Origin of the sequence: Micromonospora sp. NBC_01655, assembly GCF_026339755.1 — a bacterium.
Lineage (GTDB): Bacteria > Actinomycetota > Actinomycetes > Mycobacteriales > Micromonosporaceae > Micromonospora.
The window spans coordinates 6415788-6437642 of record NZ_JAPEQF010000001.1; the positions used below are offsets into that span (position 1 = coordinate 6415788).

Below are 21855 nucleotides of genomic sequence, written 5' to 3' on the forward strand. Positions count from 1 at the left end.
GGAGGGCCGGCCCGGTGGAGACGGATCGTGCGGTAGGACGATTGCCAAAGGCAATCATTGCCAGTACGAACATGGATGTTATCCCGGTGGATTTCGACGGCGACCCCGTCAACCGGATTCACATCACCCAAAGGGGGGCCCATGGCACGCAGCCGCATCGCCGGTGCAGCAGCCATCACACTCGTCTTACCACTTATGGGCGTCCTTCCCGCGTCAGCCGCGACGGCCGCGCCCGAGCAGCCCGTGGCGAAGCAGGCTCAGCCCAGCGACACCCGGGAGCTCACCCGCAAGGACTTCACGCTGGACGGCCGCAAGGTCGAGACGCCGGCCCGGTACCAGCCGCGCACGCAGTCGCGTTCGAAGACCACGTCCGCCGCGGCGACGCCGCCGGTCGGTACGGTCCGGCAGTGGCTCGGCATGGACGACCTCCAGGGCCAGCTCTACCGCAAGGACTACACGCTGCGGGGCGTTGGCAACAACGTCGAGGTGTGGGTCGCCAACGACATCGCCTTCCCGGCCGGCGACTGCCGAACCCAGATCCCCTCGTCGACGCAGATCACCGACGAGCAGGTGGCGAGCTTCGTCCACGAGTTCGACACCAACATGTACCCGAAGGAGACGGCCGCGTTCAGCACGCCGCCGGACCGTGACGGCACCAACGCCCTGCTCGGACCGGACGCCAACGGCAACGGCGGCGACTACACCGGCGGCGGCAACAAGACGGTCACCCTGGTCGACAACGTCCGGGACGACAACTACTACGGGTTCCCGGCCAACCCGACCTACATCGCCGGCTTCTTCTCGGCCCAGTTCAACGAGCTGTTCGACCGCAACGTCATGACCGTCGACGCGTTCGACTGGGCCCACCGCACCGGCGCGAACCCGCCGAACGAGCCCACCAACGACCTGTGCACCAGCCGCCCGGCCCGTCCCTTCAGCTACGAGGGCACCTTCGCCCACGAGTGGCAGCACCTGGCGCACTACTACACCGACCCCTTCGAGGGGAACTGGATCAACGAGGGCCTGTCCGACTTCGCCCAGACGCTGACCGGCTACGTCGACACCACGACGACCGTCTTCGACCGGGGAGCCGACAGCCACCTCTACTGCTACCAGGGCTTCGGCACGGTGCAGACGCCGTACAACGTCAACCCGCGGGACTGCGGCGGCCCGGAGAACTCGCTCACCCTCTGGGGCGAGAGCCCGAACCCGAACGCGGTGCTCGCCGACTACGGCAACGCGTACTCGTTCATGCAGTTCCTGTACGACCGGTACGGCACGGACATCATCTCCCGGCTGCACAACGACGGTGAGCGGCAGGGGCTGGCCAGCCTGGACGCGGCGCTGAAGGCCAAGGGCGTCAGCAAGATGTACCAGGTCATCCACGACTACCAGACGATGACGCTGGTCGACAAGATCGTCGGTGACTCGCAGCACGGGGTCATGCTCGGCGTACCGAAGAGCCGGGTGACCACGCCGAGCCTGCGCTCCACGGTCAACCTGGCCAACCCGGCCGCCAACGCCACCCCGGGGGCGGCGCCGAACGGGGCCGACTTCGTACCGTTGCAGAAGGCCGACGGGCAGCTCCTGCGGGGCCGTGACCTGCGTTCGCTGTCGTTCCAGGCCGCCAAGACGCTGCCGCCGCTGCCGCTGGCGTGGACCGTCGTGTCGAACGACCCGGACCGCTCCGGCAACCCGGTCCTGTGGTCCGGGAACGGCAACAACATCGACGCCGGGGCGGTCACGTCGGTCGCCGTGCCGACCGCCGACCCGACGCTGCGCTTCGCCGCCAAGTACGGCGCGGAGTTCGGCTTCGACTACGGTTACGTCACCGTCTCCACCGACGGGGGCGCGACCTACACCGCCATCCCGGGTGACAAGACGGTCGACGGGCCGTTCGGTCCGGCGCTCAACGGGACGACCGACGGGTTCGAGGCGCACTCGTTCGACCTGTCCGCGTACGCCGGCAAGACGATCCTGCTCGGCTTCCGCTACGTCAGCGACGGCGGCGTCAACGAGGGCGGTCTGCTGCTCGACGACATCACCGTCGGCGGCACGGCGGTCAGCGACGGCAGCAGCCTCACCCCGTTCGACTCGCCGACGGAGATCAAGCCGATCACCGTCAACAACTGGAACCTGCGCCTGATCGGCATCGACGAGCAGCACTCGGTCGCCGCGCAGTTCGAGTTCGACGGCCGGTCGGGCCTGACGCTGAACCGGGCGCAGCTCGCCCTGCTCAGCCCGTTCCCGAAGGTCGTCGCCGTGGTCGCCTACGACGAGCCGACCGAGCAGGTCAACCAGTACGCGCCGTACACGCTGACGGTCAACGGAGTGGTCCAGCCGGGCGGCACCGCCTGACCTGACCCAGCACAACCCCCGGGCACCTGTCGCCGATCTGGTGGCAGGTGCCCGGGCACCCCTATCGGGGACCACCATCACAGCGCCCGCTCGAACCTTCCGGCGTCCGACCGCATGGTGAACCTGGCTGGTCAATAGAGGTACCAGCCGCCACACCGATTCGCTACCGCTCAGGTGTCAGCTTCACGGAAACCCGGTGGGCAAACCGGGTGACCCGGCATCCGGCCAGGCCGGCGAGAATGTCGTCGATGTCCAGTCTCGGCCGCCCACCCCTTCCGGTGGCCTCCGCTTGCTGCATGATGACCTCCGCAATCCGATCCGGGGCGGCGTCCAGCAGGGCGCAGAGGAAATCGTCGGGGTGCAGCGCTTCGATGGCATACGGCGCGAGCGCGTGGTCGGGAAAATCGCGGAGGTTGGCGGTGACGATCGCCTCCGGGAAGTGCTCACGCATGACCTCGATCCGACGTTCGGCTTTTGCGCCGCGAACCGAAGTCGGCAGGTTCCGACGCACCTCGTTGAGGATCGCCTCGGACCAGACCGGGCGATACAGATCCTGCTCGGCGCAACGGAGCAGGGTGTCGGCGAGGACACTGGGCACGAGAACGCACGCATCCAGCACGGCTACGATCATCGGCGGTCGTCACGCCCCGGCTGATCGTCCGACGGCTCGCGCCCACGCCGCATCGCCTCGTCGTAGACGCCCATGTCGATCGCGTCCCCGGTGAGCTCGTCCAGCGCCTCGCGCCGGGCCTTCGATCGCTGCTCCCTGTAGGCCAGCACGTCGTGCAGGGCAACCCGGCGACTGGAGTTGGGGCGGGTGTATTGCAACAGGCCGTCGTTCATCAGCTTGACCACGGTCGGCCTCGTCACTCCGAGGATCGCGGCAGCCTCTCCGGTAGAGAGCTCGACGTTTTCCTGCATCACCCGCACCGGTCGCCCGCGGCCCAGGATCGAGACAACCTCAGCCAGCGCCTCGCCCACCACAGCCGGCACGTCCACCGGCTCCGACCCATCGATGATCAGCTGCAATCGCCGCCCTCGAAGGAATCGCCGGGCAAAACGCCTGAGTTCCTCGCCGTTGGGCTCCACGCCGCCTGCCGGCACCACGGTCACAACATCACCCTCCGGACGCCTCGAACCCACCCCACCATACCCGCCAAGACGAAAAAAACGATAGCGAGTAGGGAACCGGGCAGGTCAGGCGCTTCCGTCTCCTGCCAGCGGACCTCGCACCGCCCCAGCCAGCCAGCGATGTCGGCCGCCGACGCCGCGTTGCCCGGCCGGTCGAGGCGCCTACCTGTACGCGGGGCCGATGGCGTACCGGGAGCACACCGGGGACCGGCCGATGCGGATCGTCTGGGAGCTGGCTCACCCGCTGCCGGCTGACGTCCACTCCGCCGCCCGGACGATCGCCGCCTGATCGTTCTTCCGCACCCGGTCGAAACGGTTCAGGGAGGGGGGTTGCACTATCCGATAAGACGGACATTCATATTTTCCCATCTCCACAGCGTGTGTTAACCCTGGGCGATGACGACTTCACCGACAGTGGCATCGGCGGCCGGCAGGCCGGGGCCGTCTGAACAGCCCATCCTCGGCGTCGAGCCGGGCACGCCGCTCGACCTGCTGCTGGTCAACGCGCCGCTGCGCGACTACACGCTCCGTCCCCGGGTCAACGACTTCACGCTGCCGGTGCTCGGCATGGGCTACCTCGCCACCTACGCCACGGTGCAGGGCTTCAGCGTGGGCGTGCTCGACGGGGAGTCCCTCGGCCTCGGCATCGACCGGATCCAGAGCCTCGTCAACGAGGCCGCGCCCCGCTGGGTGGGATTCAACCTGCTGGCACCGACGTACGAGCTGAGCGCCCGGATCGCCGCCGGCCTCGACCCCGCGATCCAGGTCATGGTCGGTGGTCACCAGGCGAAGGCGATGCCGGAGGCGGTCATCGCGGACTCGCGGTTCGCCCGCCTGGAGGCGCTGATCGTCGGCGAGGCCGAGACCCGGGTCGCCGAGCTGCTGAACGACCACCGCCAGCGGGTACGGCTTCCGGGCGTGCTGTGGCGGGACCCGATCCTGGGTACGCCGGTCACGGGCGGCGAGGCGGGGACAGGCTGGCACCTGGCGCCGGACATCAACTCGCTGCCGTTCGTCGACCGGCGGTTCTTCGCCGACGACCCGTACCGGCCGGACGAGGGGCCGTGGGAGGCGGCGATGGTGGGCGCCCGCGGCTCCCCGTACGACTGTTCGTTCTGCGGCGCGGCCGTCAGCGCCAACCCGGACGTCACCGTCCGCACCCGGGAGCCGGACAACATCATCGCCGAGATGGACGAACTCAACATCCAGTACGGCGTGCGGGCGTTCCGGTTCGTCGACGACTTCTTCCTCGGCCACGAGCGGTTCATCCGGCGCTGCATGGCCGCCTTCACCTCAGCCGACGTCGGCAGCCGGTACGCCTGGGACGCCACCGGCCGGATCAACATCCTCGCCCGCACCGACGACGCCCTGCTGGAGACGATCGCCGCGAACGGCTGCCGGGAGGTCGCCCTCGGCATCGAGTCCGGCAGCGAGCGGGTTCTCGGCCACATCGGGAAACGGATCAGGCCCGAGCTGACCCGGGACGTGGTCCGCCGGCTCACCCGCCGGGGCATCAACGTCAAGGGGTACTTCATCCTCGGCCTGCCCACCGAGACGCGCGCCGAGCTGGAGGAGACCGTCCGGTACGTACACGAGCTGTGGGATCTGACCGAGAACGCGCCCGGCTCCTTCCGGGCGAGCGTCTTCGAGTTCCGGCCCTACCCCGGCACGCCGGCGTGGCACCGGTTGCTGGCGACGGGCCGGTACGACCCGGCGCGACTACTGGACCACAGCGCCGTGGACCTCCAGTTCGGGGAGGTCGGGTTACCGCACGTGCGGCGCCGGCTGGTGGAGCTGGCCCGGGCCCAGCACGAGCGACTGTTCGGCCGGTGACCGCCAGTGCGTCGGCTCGGCGAAGACGGAACTGTCGCAGCCCGGCCCTAGCCTCGCCTCGCCTCGACACAAAGCACGCCGGCTCCGGCCGCCGGAACGGCCGGAGCCGGGCTGGACGCAGGAAACGGGCGGTCAGCGGACCGGGTCGTGGGTGCCCGGGGGCACGGCGGGCTTGCAGCGGCGCAACCGCTCGGCGGCCATCCGCCCGCCCACGGCCAGCCCGTACCGCTCGACGGCGGTCAGCCCGTACGCGCTGCACGTCGGGGTGTAGCGGCACTGGCCCGGCCAGCGGTGCGACAGCCAGCGCCGGTAGCCGAGGATGGCGGCCCGGCCGGCCCGGTCGACGACCGGCGCCCGGGTGGCCCCGGCGGCCACCGAGCCGAGGGTGAGCATGAACGAGAAGAGCCCGAAGTCGCAGCAGTCCGGACCGTCGCAGTCGCAGTCGCAGTCGGAGCAGGAGTTGTCGCCGCGCCGCTTCTTCTTGCGGTGGTGGTCCCGCTTCAGATTGATCACGCCGCTGATGATGCGACACCCGCGCCACCCCCGCACCCCGGCGGCCCGGGACGGCGGGCTCAGGTCCAGACGGTGCGGCGCAGGCCGTCGTGGGTGGCGCACGCGTCGGCACGACCGCCGGTGAGGCTGAACGCGCCGTCGCGGCACTGCACCAGATAACCCTTCCCGGCCCAGAAGTCCTGCCCGCAGTCGAAGTAGTCGCACACCCGCACGTCCGGCTTGCGGATGCGGGAGCCGCCGCAGTAGTCGTACCCGAACGGGTTGGCCGGGGCGCCGCAGAGCCCGTCGCGTTCCGGGGTGGGTGACCCGGTGCCGCGCCGGGGCTGTTCGAGGGCCGCCCGGCCGACGGCAGCGGCGCGGGAGGTCGGGCGCGCCGTCGGCGCCCGGGTCGGGGTCGGGGCCGGGGCCGGGGTGGGGGTGAGGGCGGCGGTCGCGGCGGCGGCGACATCCGAGCCGGGCCGCACCGGGGGGTCGGACTCCAGGAGCACCGCGGGCACCAGCAGCACCGCGGCGGCGGCCACCGCGACGGTACGCCGGCCGCCCGGCAGCCGGGCGGTGAGCCGCGCCTGGCCGGGGGTGGCGATGGCCGGGCGGAACGGCCGGGTCTGGTCGTGCTCGGCGATCAGCTCGTCGAGCTGGGCGAGCACGGCCCCCCGCTGCTCGATGGCGTCGGCGAAGGCCAGGGTGAGGGTGAACCGGAACTCGGCGGCGGCCTCGGCGGGCAGCAGCAGCCCGGAGGTGCGCCGCCGGTCCAGGACCTGGATCAGCGTCACCGGCGCCGCCGGGTCGTGGGCCAGCCCGGTCATCCTCCCGTACGCCCAGTCGCGCCGGCCGCGCCCGCCGAGCAGGACCAGCCGGCGGTCGGTGACCACGGCGATCCCTGCGTCGGTGACCTTGACCCCGTCGGGGCGCCGCTGGTGCAGCGACGGCTGGTCCGGATCGACGCCGAGGTCGGGAGCGGGCAGCACGGCGGTGTGCCGCAGCTCGACCAGTTGCGCGGCGGGCAGCGCCCAGTGGACCCGCTCGCCGGGGGCGAGTGCGAGGGGCAGGCCGGCGCCCGCCGTCGCGCGCCGGCCGAAGTCGACCGCCGCCGCGCGCAGCCGCCGCAGCTCCTCCGCGCGCCGCCGCCACGCCTGCTCGGCGTCGCGGTACGTCCGCCGTCGTCGTTCGTTCTGCCGGTACGCCCAGCGGTACCGCCACGTGGAACCCGTCGAATCAGTCTTCGCCACGCCGACTCCTTCGCCGCGCGAGCCACCAGCCGGGGTGTCATCCGGATCAACGGTGCCGACCGGCGGGACGGCCCCGTAGAAGCGGGCGAATCACCTGATCGGTGGACAAGAACCGACAAGAAGCGGATGACACCGCACCGATTCACGTTCCGCCGGTGGTGCTCGGCGGTGCCGTGTGGATCGGTGGGCCGCTGGGTAAATGGCAGCCCAGCCGGGTCGCGACGCCGCGCCGGCAGCACCGACGCGAAGGGGGACCCGTGACCGGCCCGGATCAGCGCCCGCCTGTCGGGGCCGGTTGTCGGGCCGGTAGTCGGGCCGAGTGTCGGGCCGGTAGTCGGGCCGAGTGTCGGGCCGGTAGTCGGGCCGAGTGTCGGGCCGGTAGTCGGGCCGAGTGTCGGTGTCGCGGAGACCGGGTCGCGGTCGCGGTCGGCGGGGACCGGGCCGGATCCCGGTCCCCGCCCCGATCCGGGATCCGCCCCGATCCTGTCCCCGCCATTGCCCCACCGGTGCCCTTTGGAGCTGATGTTCCAAACGCATCACCGGGATCGGCCATCGGCGCGGTTCCACCCCTCCCACCAACACCCCGGCCGTGATGTCGCAGACGACTCAGCTCCAAAGGGCCCGCGAAGGTGTGCCTGCCCCGGCCGGCCCAGCCCCGCCGGCACGACGCTCGCCGGTCAGGCCCGGTGCTGGCCAGGCCCGGTGCTTGTCAGGCCCGGTGCTTGCCAGGCCCGGTGCTGGCCAGGGCGGGTGACGGATCAGGCCCGGGTGATCGCGTTGGCGTGGATCGCCTCGCTTACGTAGGTGGCCATCCCGGGGCGGATGTTTCTCGAAGTATGCGGTGAACTGCTCGTCGGCCATGTTCCTCGGCGTGCATGTCGGGGTCGAAGTCACCGAAGACCTCGAACCGCTCCTGCGGGGTCAGTCTGAGGTTCATCCTTCTCGCCTCCATCGCGAGCTCGATCGCCGCGACCATGTCCTGGAGCTTCCCGATCCGCCCGGTGAGCAGGTCGTGCTGCCGGCGCAGGTGCGCCGCCGGGCCGGGCGTGCGGGTCGTCGAGGATCTGCCGCAGCGTGAGGGTCAACCCTGACTCTGCGGCAACGGGGTGAAGGCGGAGCGCAGGTCGGCGAGGTTGGTGGGGCGGCCGTACCGCCAGCCCTGGCCGTGGACGCAGCCGATCGCGGTGACCGCCGCGTGCTGCCCGTCGGTCTCCACCCCCTCGGCGACCACGGTCAGGTCGAACGCCCCGGCCAACCGGGTCACCATCTCCACCGTCGCATAAGCGCGGGCGTCCTCGCCGAGCCGGGCCACGAACGACCGGTCGATCTTCAGCTCCGTGGCCGGGATGTGGTGCAGGTAGCTCAACGACGAGTAGCCGGTGCCGAAGTCGTCGATCGCGATCCGGATGCCCAGCTCGCGGAGCTGGCGCAGCCGGTCCAGCACCGTGTCGCTGCCGTCGATCAGCGCCGACTCGGTCAGCTCCAGGGTCAGCGCGCGGGGTGCCAGGCCGGCACCGGCGGTGGCCGCGGTGACGGTGGCGATCAGGTCCGGCCGGCGCAGGTGCGCGGCGGCGATGTTCACCGCGACGGTCGCCTCGGGGGCGCGGTCCCGCCAGGTGGCGGCGGCCCGGCACGCCTCGTGGATCACCCACCGGTCGATCGGCAGGATCAGCCCGGTCTCCTCGGCCAGCGGCAGGAACCGCGCCGGGGTGAGCAGCCCCAGCCGGGGGTGCCGCCAGCGCACCAGCGCCTCGGCGCTGCGCACCTCGCCGGTGGCCAGGTCGACGATCGGCTGGTACTCCAGGTGCAGTTGCTCCTCGTCGACGGCGCGGCGCAGGTCGGCGATCAGCTCGGCCCGACTCACCGTCGCCTCCCGCAGGGCAGGGGTGCAGGTGCGGTACGCGGACTTGCCGCCCGCCTTGGCGGCGTACATGGCGATGTCGGCGTCGCGGAGCAGGTCGGTGTGGGAGGCGTGCTGCGGGCCGTACTCGGCGATGCCGATGCTGGCCGAGGGGTGCACGCCCGCCTCCTCCTCCCCGGCGGAGGGTTGCAGGGCGGCGAGCAGCCGCTCGGCCACCCGCTCCGGCCGGACCTGCCGGTCGCCGTCGAGGAGGACGGCGAACTCGTCGCCGCCGAGGCGGGCGATGCTCCCGTCGTCGGCCACGGCCCGCGCCATCCGGCCGGCGATACTGGTCAGCAAGCTGTCACCGGCGCTGTGCCCGAACCGGTCGTTGACCTGCTTGAAGCCGTCCAGGTCCAGCAGCAGCACGGCGACCGGGGCCTCGTCGCGCAGTGCCCGGCGCAGCCGGCGGGTGAACATCAGCCGGTTCGGCAGGCCGGTGAGCTGGTCGATGTAGGCGAGCCGGCGCAGCCGGGCGACCAGCCGGAGGTTCTCGTTGGCGGCCAGCCCCTGCCGCAGCGCCAGGACGCCGAGCAACGCCATCATGCCGACGAAGACCAGGTGCGGGGTCTGCCCGGTGGGCCGCCGGGCCAGCATCACCGCCACGACCGCCCCACCCACCGGCAGGTACGGCAGGGCGACCCGCCACCAGGGCGGCAGCGGCGACTCGGTGGGCTCCTCGGCGTCGTCGGAGGCCGGGGGCAGCGGGTACCGGCTGGCGGCACCGATCAACAGATAGCTCAGCGGCCAGCAGACGTCGATCGGGTGGCCGGGGGCGTAGCCGCCGTGCGCGACGAGCGAGACGTACGCGGCGTCGGCGACCGCCCGGGTGGCGAGGCTGGCCCCGATCAGGGTCAGCGGGCGCCACATCGGCCGGGCTGGGCCGGCCACCGCGACCAGGATGGTCAACTGCATCAGGTCGAGCATCGGGTAGAGCAGCCCGAAGGTGCGCAGCGGGTCGGCGAGGTCGGCGGCGGCGATGTCGCGGAACACCACCACCCAGCCGATCGGGATGAGGGCTAGCCCGACGATGACGCCGTCCAGCACCGTCCGGGCCCGCCCGACGGCGCTGCGCGGGGCGGCGAAGGAGCAGAGCAGCGCGGCGGTGCCGGTGACGATGCCGAGGGTGAACAGCGACCCGATCAGCGGGGTGTGCGGCAGGCCGTCCCCGCCGAGCCGCTGCACCGTCCACACTGTCCGGCCGAGCGCGGCGAGGCCCATGGTGGCCGCGAGCAGCGCCCAGAACCGGCGCAGCGGCGCGGGGTGCCGGCGGGCCGCGGCGACGCACGCGTACCCGGCCCAGCCCGCCACGGCGACCGCGCCGAGGTCGCTGACCAGGGCCGTGCCGGGCAGGCGGGCGACCAGCCAGACCGCCTCGGTGAGCAGGACGATCGCGGCCACGACGAGTCCGGCCCGACCGGGCCGGTGCACCCCGGCGGGGGTCGTGCGGGGGTGAGGCGCGTCGTGGGGCAGCACAGTGGTCGCTCCGGCTTCCTCTCCTTCGCGCACCTCGACGGTGAGGACCGGTCGTTGACGGCGAACGACGAAAGAGTAGCCAGCCGCCGGGCGGGCCGCCAGGGCCGTCCGGGCCGTCCGGCGCCGGTCCGGGGTGGAGGTGGTCAGGCCCACTCCTCCGAAGGGTCGCCGTCGGAGCCGGGACCGACCGGAGCGTGGCCAGCCGGAACGGGATCCGCCGGGGCGGGGGCGGCGGCCGGGGGGCCGCCGTGGGTCCACGGGGTCTCCTCGGGAGCCGGGAACGCGCCCGCCGGCAGGAACGCGTCCGACAGGGTGGTGAGGCAGAGCCGCTCCCCCACCTCCGGCACGGTTCCCGGCGGGGCCGTGAGCCCTCGGCCCATCCCGCCGGAGAGCTCCAGCACCACCTCGGTCTTGCCGTCGGCCGCCGGGGTCAGGAAGACCACCTTCGCCTTCTGGCCCGGCCGGGCCGGCGAGTACAGCGTCGCGCCCACCGGCACCGCCACCGGCTCGGTGGTGACCACCTGGATGCGGGGCCGCAGCACCGGCCGTTTCCCGGTGTCGTCCACCCGCCTCGGGTCGGCCAACGTCACGTCCCCGACGAACGCCTCCCCGGTCAGCCGGTGCTCGGCCATCACCAGCGGGTCGTCGTAGGCGCGCTGGACCGCGTAGGAGGTGCCGGCCCGCTCCAGCCGGTGCAGGCGTACGGCTGCGGCCACCGCCCCGTCCCGGCGCGGCTGCGGCCCGCCGCCGGCGTCGACGTGCTCGGCGTGCGCGGTGAAGGCGTCCCGGTCGCCGGCCCAGCGCCCCTCGACCCGAGCGCCGGGCGGCAGCGCGGCGAGCAGCCCCACGCCGCGCCACATCAGCTCCCAGGTGGGCGTGAGCTGGCCGCGCAGGACCCGCTCCAGCTCCGCGTACGCGGACCGCCGGGCGGCCTCGTCGTCGGCCGCGTCGGCGTACGCGGCGACGGCCGGGGCGAGCACCCGGTTGTCGAACTCCGGGTCGGTGGCCGGGCCGGCGGGTGGGCAGCACGCCGGGTCCTCGGCCCGCGCCGCCGCCCGCGCGCCGTCCAGCCCCGGCGGCGGGTCGAGCCAGCCGAGCACCGCCGGCAGGTGCAGGTCCTCCACCGCGCTCTGCCCGGTCGCCCAGTGCAGGGTCAGCGCCTCGGTCATCGCCAACAGCGCTGACGAGCCGGGGTGCTCGGCCCGCTCGGCGAAGAAGGTCAGCCAGCGCCCGAGCAGCGGCACCGCCGGGTGCACCGGGTACTCGCCGTCGGGCCGGCGGAACCGGGTGGAGCGGCCGAACAGCCGCAGGAACGTCACCCCGGCCGGGTTCGGCACCAGCAGTTGCGGCGCGTCGACGTACCGGTGCCGGACGTCCCTGCCCCGGTCCACCGCGACGGCCTCGGACACTCCCCGGAAGGAGTCCAGGTAGGGCAGCACGATCCCGGCCAGCTCGGCGGCGAACGCGAAGCGCTGGTCCCGGTTGCGGGGCTGCGGCACGATCAGCAGCCGGGCATCGTCCGGGGCGGCGCCGACCAGCGCCGCGAGGGGTGCGTTGGCCTCGCCGGCCATGGCCAGCGACACCAGCACCAGCGGCCGGGGCGACAGGTGCAGGTGCCGGACGGTGGCCACCGGCTGGGCCACCCCGGCGGCGAGCGCCTGGGCCTTGGCGAGCGCGCGCAGCGTACTCATGCGGTCTGCCCGGCCAGGGCGTCGGCGCGCAGCCGGGCCGCGGCCCGCAGCAGCGCGGCGGCCTCCGCCTGTTCCGGCTCGCCGGCGTGCTCCCCGGCGGCCAGCGCGAGCGCCTCCGCCACGGTCGCCACCCCGCCGAGCGCCTCGCGGACCGGCCGGCCCAGCGTCGCCGTCTCGGCGCGGGTGGCGTGCCGGCAGAAGTACGCCAGCTCGCACGCGGCCAGGCACTCCGGCGCGTAGCGGGCCGGCACCGACAGCAGGGACCGGCGCAGGTCGGCCGGGTCGGCCGCGGGATCGGCGGTGAAGCCGGCCGGCACCTCGGCCAGCAGGTCGTCGATCCGGGCCATCCGGTCGAGCTGCCGGCGCAGCACCAGCAACTGCTTGCGCACGTCGACGAGACTGGCCACCGGCTGGTTGGCGAAGTCGCGCGGGCAGACCAGCAGCACGTCCGAGGAGACCAGCTCCGGGTCGTGCCCCTCGGCGGCGAGCAGCTCGCGCAGGGCCAGCACGTAGACGGCGGACTGGATCGCGGCGGCGGCCACCTTGCCCGGGTCGGCCTGACCGTCGATCACCGGGAACGACTTGACCTCGACCACGTGGAACCGGCCGGCGAGCCGGGCGGCGACCAGGTCCGGCTCCAGGTGCACCCGCTGGCCGGCGACGTCCAGGCCGAGCAGCGGGTGGTCGAACAGGGCGGCCGGGTCGTCGCCCGCGCCGGTCGGCGCGGCGGCGGCCAGCGCGGCCCGGGACCGCGCGGACCGGTCAGGTTGGCCGGGTTGGCCGGGTTGGCCGGGCCGGTCGTCGGCGCCGAGGTCGGTCCAGGTCGCCGGGCCGCCCGGGTCGACGCCGAGCCGCTCGGCGACCAGCCGCAGCAGCTCGGCCCCGCCGTCGGCCTTGACCTGTGCCTCGAACGCGTTGCCCCGGGTGATCGCGAACCGGGACTGGCCGAACCGGGCCGGGAAGCCGACCCGCTCGGCCAGCTTCGGCTTGTCCACCCCCGCGCTGTCCAGCACGGCCCGGCGGGCGCAGCCGGGGTTGCCGGTCAGGGCGGCGATCGTTCGGGCGTTGTGCCGGCGCGGTGGGACGTCGCCCCGGATCTCGGCCAGTCGCTGCGCGGTGCTCGTCACGACACGCCACGATAGGCCCTCTCCGCCGGTTCGGCGCGGGCCGCGCCGCGCCGCACCAGCACGGCGACCGTGGCGGTGGCGGCCAGCGCCGCCCCGGCCATCACCCAGAGCACGGTACGCAGGCCGCCGGTGAAGCCCGGGTCGGCGAGCCGACCGGCGGTGGTGCTGGCCAGCACCGCGCCGACCACCGCGATGGCGACCGTCTCGCTGGCCAGCCGGGCGGTGTTGATCATCCCGGCGCCGGTCGCCGCCCGGTCGGGCGCGACGCTGCCGATCGCGATGGCGTCGAGCAACCCGATGGAGAGCCCGCCGCCCACCCCCATCGTCAGCAGCGGCCCGGCCAGCGTCGCGGCGCTGCTGTCCGGGGCGAGCACCGTGGCCCAGGCGGCGCCGAACGCCACCACGGCCACCGATGCCACGATCACCGCCGGGGCCGGCACCACCCGGGTCAACGCGCCGCCGAGCAGCGGCAGCACCAGGGTCGGCGCGGTGAGCAGGATCAGCGTCCCGCCGGCCGCGCCCGGGCTCAGCCCGACCACAGTGGTCAGGTAGGACGGTAGGTAGACGAGCAGCGGCACCATGACCGACACGATGGTGGCCGCCGCCAGGCAGATGCCGACGAACCGGGGGCTGGCCAGCAGGGCCAGGTCGAACATGGGCTCGGCGCGGCGGCGCTCCACCCGGGTGAAGAGGGCCAGCAGGGCCACCGCCGCCACGAAGGCGGCCACGATCACCGGGGCGGACCAGCCGAACTCCGGCCCCTGCACGAAGCCGAAGATGAGCAGCAGCAGCGCGGCGGTGAACGACACGGTGCCCGGCCAGTCGAGCCGGCCGGCGCGCGGCGGCCGGGACTCCGGCAGCAGCGGGACCAGGGCGAGCACCGCGCAGGTGGCCAGCGCCGGGAAGGCGAACACCGCCCGCCAGCCGAACGCCTCGATCAGCAGCCCGGCGATCGACGGGCCGAACGCGAGGCCGACGCCGAGGGCCGTGCCGAACAGGCTGAACGCGCGGGCCCGCGCCGGGCCCTGGAACGTGTCCGCGAGCAGGGCGGAGGCGCTGGTCGCGGCGGCGGCGGCCCCGATGCCGGCGAGCGCCCGGACGGCGTCGAGCAGCACGATGTTCCCGGCCGCCGCGCCGGCCAGCCCGGTGACGGCGAAGATCACCAGGCCGGTGGCGTAGACCCGGCGGCGGCCGAACAGGTCGGCGAGCGCGCCGGTGGCGAGCATGAAGCTGGCGAAGGTGGCGTTGTAGCCGTTGACCACCCACTGCACCCCGGCCAGCCCGGCGTCGAGGTCGCGGCCGATCTCCGGCAGCGCGACCGAGGCACCGGTCAGCGAGATGGGTAACGACACGGTGGACAGCAGCACGGCTACCAGCACGACGGCCGGATGGTTGCGCACGATTCTCCCCGTTCGTCGCGGCCGTCCCAGCGTAGTGCCGCCGGTGTCGGGGCGGGCCCCCCGCCCGCCGGGGCGCGGTGACGGGGGGCCCGGCCGGTCAGGCGACCGGGGTGGGCTCCGGGAGCCAGATCGGCTGCCAGTCGGACATCTCGTGGTACCGGACCAGCTCGCCGAAGCCGGAGACCGTCCCGCTCCACGCCGCGTACGGCGGGTTCTGCTCGTCGAAGCCGCTCTGCACGAAGGTGAGCTTGGTCTTCCCCTGGGACTCGGCCAGCTCCCAGGTGGTGACGCCGGTCGGGCCCCAGTCGACCGACATCCGCCGGCCCGGGTCCAGGTCGACCACCTTCGCCGCGTACCCGGTCTCGAAGCCGCCCATGGCGTACCGGCCGCCGACCCAGGGCTCGATGCCGATCGGGTACCCGAACCAGGCGCTGGCCTGCGCCGAGTCGGTCAGCGACTCGTACACCTTCGACAGCGGGGCGGCGATGAGCAGTTCGCCGCGCAGGTCGGCGGAGGTGAAGTCGGTGCGCGGCAGCAGCGCGCGGCCCTCCAGCCGGGCCGCCAGGTTCGCGATCGCCAGCGACCAGTACGTCTGGAGCACGCCCCGGATCGAGCTGCCACTCATCGCCTCGGCGAAGTCGAAGTGGCTCTGCCGCAGGGTGAGGATCGTCGACTCCCCCTCCGGCTCCAGCGCGATCTCGGTGGTGGTCTCCACCCCGTCGAGCAGCCAGGCGAAGCGCAGTACACGCTCGTCGACGTGCAGTAGCCGCTGGTGCGGGGCATCGCCCTCCGGCGTGTACCGCCCCCAGAACGCGTACCGGTCAGGCAGTTCCACCTCGGCGTGCTCGGCCAGCCAGACGCGCAGCTCGGCCGGGTCGGTGAGGGCGCGGTGGACGGCCGCCACGGGCGCGGCGAGCCGGGCGCGCAGGATCATCGGTTCAGTCACGGTCTTCTCCCTTGGGATAGCAGGCCACGGCGAGCTTGAAGGCGTCCCCCTCGGCGCCCCCGTAGCGGGTGAACAGGTCTTGCAGGGTGGTGCGCAGGTCGGCGAGGAATTCCTGCCGGCGCTCGGCCGGCACCCGGATCTCCCCGGCGACCCCGATCGAGGGCAGCTCGGGGGCGGCCCGGTCCAGGGCGGCCACGTCCGCCTGGACCTCCTCCATGAGGTCGAGCAGGTGGCCGAGGCTCAGCTCGTCGCGGGCCCGACGCAGCCCGCCGATCCGGCCGACGAGCCGGGGCGAGAGCCAGTAGGACCGGGCGACGGCCTGGTAGATGCCCTCGCTGATGCCGCGCACCCTGCGCTCGGCCACCTGCTCGGCCAGGCCGGCCGCGACGAGCTGCTTGACGTGGTAGTAGACCCGCTGCGGGGTCTGCCCCAGCCGGTTGGCGACCTCGGTGCAGGTGCCCGGGTCGGCGAGCTGCCGCAGCACCTCGACCCGCTGCGGCTTGAGCAGGGTCTCGGCCTGCGACATCTCTTCGAGGTACAGGACGTCTCTCATGGCAAAATCAGTTTGTACGTACAAAATCTGTTTGTCAATCGGTTCGACGAAAGGGGCGGCCGAGGACGGCCGCCCCTTTCGATCGTGCGGTGGGTCAGGCGGTCCAGTCCGGGCGCAGCGGGTAGCCGTTCACCCCGGCCGGGCCGTTGCGGGTGGCGAGGACCTGGTGCAGCTGGATCTCGTTGCGCTCGAACGCCAGCCGCGACCCGGCCATGTACAGGCCCCACACCCGGGCGGTGCCCTCACCGACCTCGGCCACGCACTCGTCCCAGTTCGCCACCAGGTTGCGGCACCACCCCGCCAGGGTCAGCGCGTAGTGCTGGCGCAGGTTCTCCTCGTGGTGCACCTCCAGCCCGGCGTCGTGGATCTCGCCGATCAGCCGGCCAGGGCCGGCCAGCTCGCCGTCGGGAAAGACGTACCGGTCGATGAACGCGCCGGAGCGGTGCGGGGCCCGGTTGTCGGCGCGGGTGATGCAGTGGTTGAGCAGCCGGCCCCCGGGCCGCAGCCGGTCCCGCAGGGCGCCGAAGTAGACCGGGTAGTTGCGCACTCCGATGTGCTCGGTCAGGCCGATCGAGGAGACCGCGTCGAACTGCTCGCGCGGCGCGTCCCGGTAGTCCAGATGCCGCACCTCGGCGAGGTCGGTCAGCCCCTCCCGCTCGATCGCCGCCTGCGCCCACTGCGCCTGCGCCCTCGACAGGGTCACCCCCAGCGCCTTGACCCCGTACTCGCGGGCCGCGTGCCGGACCATGCCGCCCCAGCCGCAGCCCACGTCGAGCAGCCGCATCCCCGGCTTGAGCGCGAGCTTCCCGGCGACCAGGTCGTACTTGGCGGCCTGGGCCTGCTCCAGCGTGTCGTCGGGGTCGCGGAACACCGCGCAGGTGTACGTCATCGAGGAGCCGAGCACCTTCTCGTAGAAGGCGTTCGAGACGTCGTAGTGGTGCGAGATGGCGGTGCTGTCCCGGGACCGGGAGTGGCGCAGCCCGTTCACCACCCGCTTCCAGCGCGGCGCGGCCTCCTGGGGCGGGGGCGGCGGCGGCATCAGCCGCTCCCAGCCCAGCCCGCGCACCAGGGCCAGCCCGTCGGCCAGCGCCGGCGGGCGGATCCGCAGCTCGTCCTTGAGCACCCGCAGCGCCTCGTACGGGTCGCCCAGGTGAACCCCGCTCAGCGCCAGGTCGCCGCTGACGTAGGCCCGCGCCATGCCCAGGTCGCCCGGGGCGGTCAGCAGGTACGACAGCCCCCGCTGCGAGCGGATGGAGAGGGTGATCCCGGCGTCGGCCGGGCCGACGGCGCTGCCGTCGTACCCGGTGATCCGCACCGGAAGGGGGCCGGCCGTGACGGCGCGGATCACGTCGGCCACGGTCGGGGCCGGGCGCAGGCCGCCCGTCGGCGGGGTGGACGGGACGCTCGCCGCCCCCTGTTCTCGATCGGTCAGGCTCATCTTCGTGCTACCGCCTTCTCGTAAAGTCCGGTGAGCCGGTGGTCCGGGTCGTAACGGTCCTTCACCGCGCGCCAGGTGTCGCCGCCGTAGAGCCGGTCGAACGCCTCGCGGTCGTAGTACGCGTCCGAGTAGAGCGACTTGTGGCCGCCCGCGTCGGACACCGCGCGCTCGATCAGCCGGTTGACGTCGCCGTCGGCGGCGCCCCCGGAGATCGGCACGGTTCCCCAGAAGCCGATGTTGACGTAGTTCTGGCCGGGATGCAGCGGATATAGCGGCCAGGCCCGGGCCGATCCGGGGCCGGCCGGATCGCGCAGCCGCAGCGGGCAGAGCCAGACCGGGGACATCCGCACCTCGCGGGCGAACCAGCGCAGGAAGTCGGCGGTGCCCTCCAGCGGGATCTCCACGTCCTGCACCACCCGCTCCCGGGCGGGCTGGCCGCGCAGCCGGTCGATGCGCGCGGCGACCTGGTGCCGGTGCTCCAGCCGGACGAGGCGGTGGTAGACGTCGCTGCGCCGCCAGCGGGCCGGCCAGACCCGCCGGACGACCGGGTGCTGCACCCCGAACGCCGCCGAGCACCAGAACCAGTCGGTGTCCCAGCGCCAGAGGTAGTCGTAGGTGCTCAGCCAGTCGCGGGTGAGCCGGCGCAGCGAGCGGTAGTAGATGTCCTGGCCGGTGTAGTCGCTGACCCGCGGCGCGTCGTCGGTGAAGGCCACCAGCACCAGGTACGCCTCGCCGGGGCTGAACATCACCCCGTCCATCGCGTCCACCGGCTCCCCGGCCCAGGACCGGGTGGCGGTGATCTCGCCGACGGCCTCGGTCAGCGCGGTCAGGTCGGTGAAGCGGACGTTGCGCAGGGCCACGTACCGGCGCACGGGCGCGAGTTCGATGCGCAGCCGGGTGGCGTAGCCGAGGCTGCCCAGCGAGTTGGGGAAGGCGGCGAAGAGGTCGGCGTGTTCCCCGTCGGGGCGGGCGGCGACGATCTCGCCCGCGCCGGTGAGCACGTCCATCTCCAGGACGGACTCGTGCGGCAGGCCGTGCCGGAACGAGGTGGACTCGATGCCGAGGCCGGTCACCGCGCCGCCCAGGGTGATGGTCCGCAACTGCGGCACCACCAGCGGCATCAGCCCGTGCGCCAGGGTGGCGTCGACCAGCCGCTCGTAGGTGCACATGCCCTGCACGTCGGCGGTACGCGCCTCGGGGTCGACCCCGATCACCCCGCCGAGGCCGCTGACGTCCAGCCCGGGGGCGCTCGGTGCCGACCTCGGGCGGAACAGGTTCGAGGTGCGTTTGGCCAGTCGAACGGTCTCACCGGCGGGCACCGCGGCGTACGACCGCCGCAGCAGATCCACCGCTCCGCCGTGGTCAACTCCATGATCCACACGGACAGCGCACATGAGATCACTGTACGCGCGACGGGCTCGATCCGGTGGGACGTCCACGGTGGCCTTTCCCACGTCACGGGGCATACGGTGGAGGCATGCCGCGAGCCGTCTGGAACGACCTGGTGATCGCCGAGAGCGACGACACGGTGGTGGTCGAGGGCAACCACTACTTCCCGCGCACCGCCCTGCGCGACGACCTGGTCCGGGAGTCGTCGACGCACACCTTCTGCCCCTGGAAGGGCACCGCCTCCTACTACACACTGGAGCACGACGGGCGGACCAGCGCCGACGCGGTCTGGTACTACCCGGAGCCGAAGCCGGATGCCGAGATGGTGCGCGACCGGGTGGCGTTCTGGAAGGACGTCACGGTCCTCGACTAGGCCGTGTTTGGTAAGGGGTCGGCGTGAGGTTTCGGCGTGGCGGTGATCGATAAAGGTTGAGGTCTCCGGTAGATCGGTTAGCGACCAAGCAAACCGAAGACCGACCGGAGACCTCGTGCCCAGCGTAGCGGCGACGAGGCGGCACGATCTCACCGACGCGCAGTGGGCGGTGCTGGAGCCCGCTCTGCCTGCCAGCTCGGGCAAGGGACGACCGCCCAAGTGGACCAAACGGCAGATCATCGACGGGATCCGGTGGCGAGTGCGCACGGGAACCCCGTGGCGCGACGTGCCCGGAGCGTACCCACCCTGGCAGACCCTGTACGACTGGTTCCGGCGCTGGCAGCGCGACGGCACCTGGGCGAAGATCCTGGCCGAGTTGCAAACTGACGCCGACGCCGCCGGGAGAATCGACTGGACAGTGAGCGTCGACTCGACGGTCAGCCGAGCGCACCAGCACGCGGCCGGCGCCCGCCGCGACGGCCACCTGCAGAAGGAACCGCCGGGCGGGCTGCGGACCGAACCCGCCGATCATGGGCTGGGCCGGTCCCGGGGCGGGCTGACCACCAAGACGCATCTGGCGTGCGAGCAGGGCCGCAAACCCCTGGCAATGGTGATCACCGGCGGGCAGCGCGGTGACAGCCCGCAGTTCATCCCGGTCCTGCGCAAGATCCGCGTGAAGCGGGTCGGCGGTGGCCGGCCGCGGACTCGCCCGGACCAGGTCCTCGCTGACAAGGCGTACACCAGCAAAGGCAACCGTGGTCACCTCCGCGCTCGCGGGATCAAGGCGTGCATCCCGAGCAAAGCCGACCAGGACGCCCACCGTAAGGCCAAGGGATCCAAAGGCGGCCGACCGCCCGCGTTCGATCCGGTCGTCTACCGGCAGCGTCACGCCGTCGAGTGCGGCATCAACCAGCTCAAACAACACCGCGCCATGGCCACCAGGTACGACAAACTCGCCGTCCGTTACGAAGCCACCATCACCATCGCCGCGATCAACCAATGGCTATGACCCTTACCAAACACGGCCTAGCGGTCAACCCCGGTAGCTCCAGGCCGGTGGCCGGGTCGCCGGCGCCCCGGCCACGGGCGGCGGCCCGGCGGCTCCCCGCCGCCGCAGCAGCAGGGAGAGCCCGGCGGCGGCGATCGACAGCGCCCGTGGCGGCGGCGCTACGCGCCGCCCACGCCCGGGGTGCCCGGATCATGTCGATCTGCACGGGCGCGTTCCTGCTCGCCGCCGCCGGGCTGCTGGACGGGCTGCGGGCCACCACCCACTGGGCGTACGCGGACCAGTTCCGCCGGCTGCACCCGGGGGTCGAGCTGGACCCGGAGGTGCTGTTCATCGACTGCGGCGACGTGCTGACCTCGGCCGGGGTCGCCGCCGGGATCGACCTGTGCCTGCACGTCGTACGCACCGACCACGGCAGCGAGGTGGCCAACCGGGCGGCCCGGCGGTGCGTGGTGCCGCCGTGGCGCGACGGCGGGCAGGCCCAGTACATCGAGCGGCCGGTGCCCCGGAACCCGGACACGGGAACCGCCGCCACCCGGGAGTGGGCCCGGCAGCGGCTGGACGAGCCGGTGGCCCTGCGCGAGCTGGCCGCGCACGCCCGGATGAACGTGCGCACCTTCACCCGGCACTTCCGCTCGGAGACCGGGCTCAGCCCGGCCCGGTGGCTCCTCCAGCAGCGCACCGACCACGCCCGGCTGTTGCTGGAGACGACCGACCTGAGCGTCGAGGCGGTGGCCCGCCGGTCCGGCTTCGGCACCGCCGCCGCCCTCCGCCAGCGCCTGCACGAACGCGTCGGCGTCTCCCCGTCGGCGTACCGCCGCGCCTTCCGGCCGCGCGTCTAGCCCCCCGCCGCTTGCGGGCGGCGTCGCGGTCGTCAGCCGCGGTGGGCGTGCAGCTCCGGGCGCAGGGCGCGGAGCTGGGCGAGGTGCTTGGGCAGGTGCACCCGGGTGTGCAGGTCGAGGGTCCGGCTCCAGGGCAGCGTCTCGTCGACCCGCAGGTCGATGTCCTCGTGCAGGCGGGTATCGACCGGCGTCTGCGCCGCGGCCGGGCCCAGCCGGTCCACCAGCGCGCAGAGCTTCTGGCTGGTGGCCCGGAGCAGGGTGGCCAGCCCGGCCAGCCCACCGTACTCGGCGACCAGCGCGTCGAGCTGCGGCCGGTGCACGGTCTCCAGGTCGTAGTACGCGAACGGTGACCCGGCCAGCACCGCCTCGGTGGCCTCGCCCAGCAGCTCGTCGTTGGCGGCCAGGTGCGCCACGATCTGCTCGGCGCTCAGCTCCCTGCCGCCCGGCGGTTCGAACCCGCCCGCGTCCACCTCGGTGAGCACCTCGTCGTACGCCCGCCGCAACCCCGTGCTGTCCACGACCCCCAGTCAACCCCGGTGCCGGGCGGACGCCGGCGGGCTACCGTCCCCGGTTCACCCGGACGGGACCGGCTGCCGCGGTGCTCTTGCGGGTCCTTTGGAGCTGAGTCGTTCACGACATCGGCCCCGCGC

Annotated in this window: 17 protein-coding genes and 2 pseudogenes; 5 read left to right on the forward strand and 14 right to left on the reverse strand. The window is 73.2% G+C overall.

The window, feature by feature from the left end; all coding sequences use genetic code 11:
* Positions 1–243 precede the first annotated feature (243 nt).
* Entirely contained in the window at positions 244–2358 is a 2115-nt protein-coding gene (locus OOK41_RS28250; protein WP_266267319.1) for a choice-of-anchor J domain-containing protein, read from the forward strand.
* A 163-nt stretch (positions 2359–2521) separates the two neighbouring features.
* On the opposite strand, the gene OOK41_RS28255 is transcribed toward OOK41_RS28250, so the two are convergent.
* On the reverse strand, positions 2522–2989 hold the full coding sequence (locus OOK41_RS28255; protein ID WP_117665926.1) for a PIN domain-containing protein: 468 nt from the start codon (positions 2987–2989) through the stop codon (positions 2522–2524).
* Positions 2986–3471: a helix-turn-helix domain-containing protein gene (locus tag OOK41_RS28260; RefSeq protein ID WP_266267320.1), complete on the reverse strand. Its 486-nt coding sequence runs from the start codon at positions 3469–3471 to the stop codon at positions 2986–2988. The genes OOK41_RS28255 and OOK41_RS28260 overlap by 4 nt, the downstream gene beginning before the upstream one ends.
* 414 nt (positions 3472–3885) lie before the next feature.
* Here OOK41_RS28260 and OOK41_RS28265 point away from each other — a divergent pair, with 414 nt between their 5' ends.
* The gene (locus OOK41_RS28265) at positions 3886–5322 is read left to right on the forward strand and encodes a radical SAM protein (RefSeq protein WP_266267321.1); all 1437 of its coding nucleotides are present in this window, start codon (positions 3886–3888) and stop codon (positions 5320–5322) included.
* A gap of 132 nt (positions 5323–5454) precedes the next feature.
* Here OOK41_RS28265 and yidD read toward each other — a convergent pair whose 3' ends face one another.
* The 11 genes and pseudogenes from yidD to OOK41_RS28320 all read right to left on the reverse strand — a co-directional run bounded on the left by yidD (position 5455) and on the right by OOK41_RS28320 (position 18989).
* Positions 5455–5835 (reverse strand): membrane protein insertion efficiency factor YidD, encoded by a 381-nt coding sequence (gene yidD / locus OOK41_RS28270; RefSeq protein WP_266267322.1) that lies wholly within the window; start codon positions 5833–5835, stop codon positions 5455–5457.
* A gap of 59 nt (positions 5836–5894) precedes the next feature.
* The gene (locus OOK41_RS28275; protein ID WP_266267323.1) at positions 5895–7064 is read right to left on the reverse strand and encodes a hypothetical protein; all 1170 of its coding nucleotides are present in this window, start codon (positions 7062–7064) and stop codon (positions 5895–5897) included.
* A gap of 862 nt (positions 7065–7926) precedes the next feature.
* Positions 7927–8128: pseudogene (locus OOK41_RS28280) on the reverse strand (MerR family transcriptional regulator); the annotation flags it as partial.
* A gap of 17 nt (positions 8129–8145) precedes the next feature.
* Positions 8146–10365, reverse strand: a complete 2220-nt coding sequence (locus tag OOK41_RS28285) for a bifunctional diguanylate cyclase/phosphodiesterase (RefSeq protein ID WP_266267324.1) — start codon at positions 10363–10365, stop codon at positions 8146–8148.
* A 218-nt stretch (positions 10366–10583) separates the two neighbouring features.
* Positions 10584–12131, reverse strand: a complete 1548-nt coding sequence (locus OOK41_RS28290; protein WP_243639181.1) for a hypothetical protein — start codon at positions 12129–12131, stop codon at positions 10584–10586.
* Entirely contained in the window at positions 12128–13258 is a 1131-nt protein-coding gene (locus OOK41_RS28295; RefSeq protein ID WP_266267325.1) for a hypothetical protein, read from the reverse strand. Before OOK41_RS28295 ends, OOK41_RS28290 begins: the two co-directional genes overlap by 4 nt.
* On the reverse strand, positions 13255–14658 hold the full coding sequence (locus OOK41_RS28300) for an MFS transporter (RefSeq protein ID WP_266267326.1): 1404 nt from the start codon (positions 14656–14658) through the stop codon (positions 13255–13257). The genes OOK41_RS28295 and OOK41_RS28300 overlap by 4 nt, the downstream gene beginning before the upstream one ends.
* Before the next feature lie 97 nt (positions 14659–14755).
* Positions 14756–15604: an SRPBCC domain-containing protein gene (locus tag OOK41_RS28305; protein WP_117665911.1), complete on the reverse strand. Its 849-nt coding sequence runs from the start codon at positions 15602–15604 to the stop codon at positions 14756–14758.
* Positions 15597–16157, reverse strand: coding sequence for a helix-turn-helix domain-containing protein (locus tag OOK41_RS28310; protein WP_117665909.1), 561 nt, complete (start codon positions 16155–16157; stop codon positions 15597–15599). Before OOK41_RS28310 ends, OOK41_RS28305 begins: the two co-directional genes overlap by 8 nt.
* 94 nt (positions 16158–16251) lie before the next feature.
* Positions 16252–17595, reverse strand: coding sequence for a class I SAM-dependent methyltransferase (locus tag OOK41_RS28315; RefSeq protein WP_266267327.1), 1344 nt, complete (start codon positions 17593–17595; stop codon positions 16252–16254).
* Positions 17592–18989, reverse strand: a complete 1398-nt coding sequence (locus OOK41_RS28320) for an FAD-binding oxidoreductase (protein ID WP_266267328.1) — start codon at positions 18987–18989, stop codon at positions 17592–17594. The genes OOK41_RS28315 and OOK41_RS28320 overlap by 4 nt, the downstream gene beginning before the upstream one ends.
* Positions 18990–19072: 83 nt before the next feature.
* Between OOK41_RS28320 and OOK41_RS28325 the strand changes: the two genes are divergently transcribed.
* From OOK41_RS28325 to OOK41_RS28335, 3 genes and pseudogenes are all read left to right on the forward strand, one after another.
* Positions 19073–19357: a DUF427 domain-containing protein gene (locus OOK41_RS28325; RefSeq protein ID WP_117665904.1), complete on the forward strand. Its 285-nt coding sequence runs from the start codon at positions 19073–19075 to the stop codon at positions 19355–19357.
* 115 nt (positions 19358–19472) lie between these two features.
* On the forward strand, positions 19473–20366 hold the full coding sequence (locus OOK41_RS28330; RefSeq protein ID WP_117673546.1) for an IS5 family transposase: 894 nt from the start codon (positions 19473–19475) through the stop codon (positions 20364–20366).
* Between the two features lie 146 nt (positions 20367–20512).
* Positions 20513–21193, forward strand: a pseudogene (locus OOK41_RS28335) (GlxA family transcriptional regulator); the annotation flags it as partial.
* A 44-nt stretch (positions 21194–21237) separates the two neighbouring features.
* On the opposite strand, the gene OOK41_RS28340 reads toward OOK41_RS28335, so the two are convergent.
* Positions 21238–21723: a hypothetical protein gene (locus tag OOK41_RS28340; protein ID WP_117665902.1), complete on the reverse strand. Its 486-nt coding sequence runs from the start codon at positions 21721–21723 to the stop codon at positions 21238–21240.
* Positions 21724–21855 lie beyond the last annotated feature (132 nt).

Excerpts from the sequence above, each read along its gene's own strand:
- OOK41_RS28265 (WP_266267321.1), top strand. The coding sequence starts at position 3,886 with ATGACGACTTCACCGACAGTGGCATCGGCGGCCGGCAGGCCGGGGCCG.
- OOK41_RS28320 (WP_266267328.1), bottom strand. The coding sequence starts at position 18,989 with ATGTGCGCTGTCCGTGTGGATCATGGAGTTGACCACGGCGGAGCGGTG.
- OOK41_RS28315 (WP_266267327.1), bottom strand. The coding sequence starts at position 17,595 with ATGAGCCTGACCGATCGAGAACAGGGGGCGGCGAGCGTCCCGTCCACC.
- OOK41_RS28290 (WP_243639181.1), bottom strand. The coding sequence starts at position 12,131 with ATGAGTACGCTGCGCGCGCTCGCCAAGGCCCAGGCGCTCGCCGCCGGG.
- OOK41_RS28325 (WP_117665904.1), top strand. The coding sequence starts at position 19,073 with ATGCCGCGAGCCGTCTGGAACGACCTGGTGATCGCCGAGAGCGACGAC.
- OOK41_RS28255 (WP_117665926.1), bottom strand. The coding sequence starts at position 2,989 with ATGATCGTAGCCGTGCTGGATGCGTGCGTTCTCGTGCCCAGTGTCCTC.
- OOK41_RS28310 (WP_117665909.1), bottom strand. The coding sequence starts at position 16,157 with ATGAGAGACGTCCTGTACCTCGAAGAGATGTCGCAGGCCGAGACCCTG.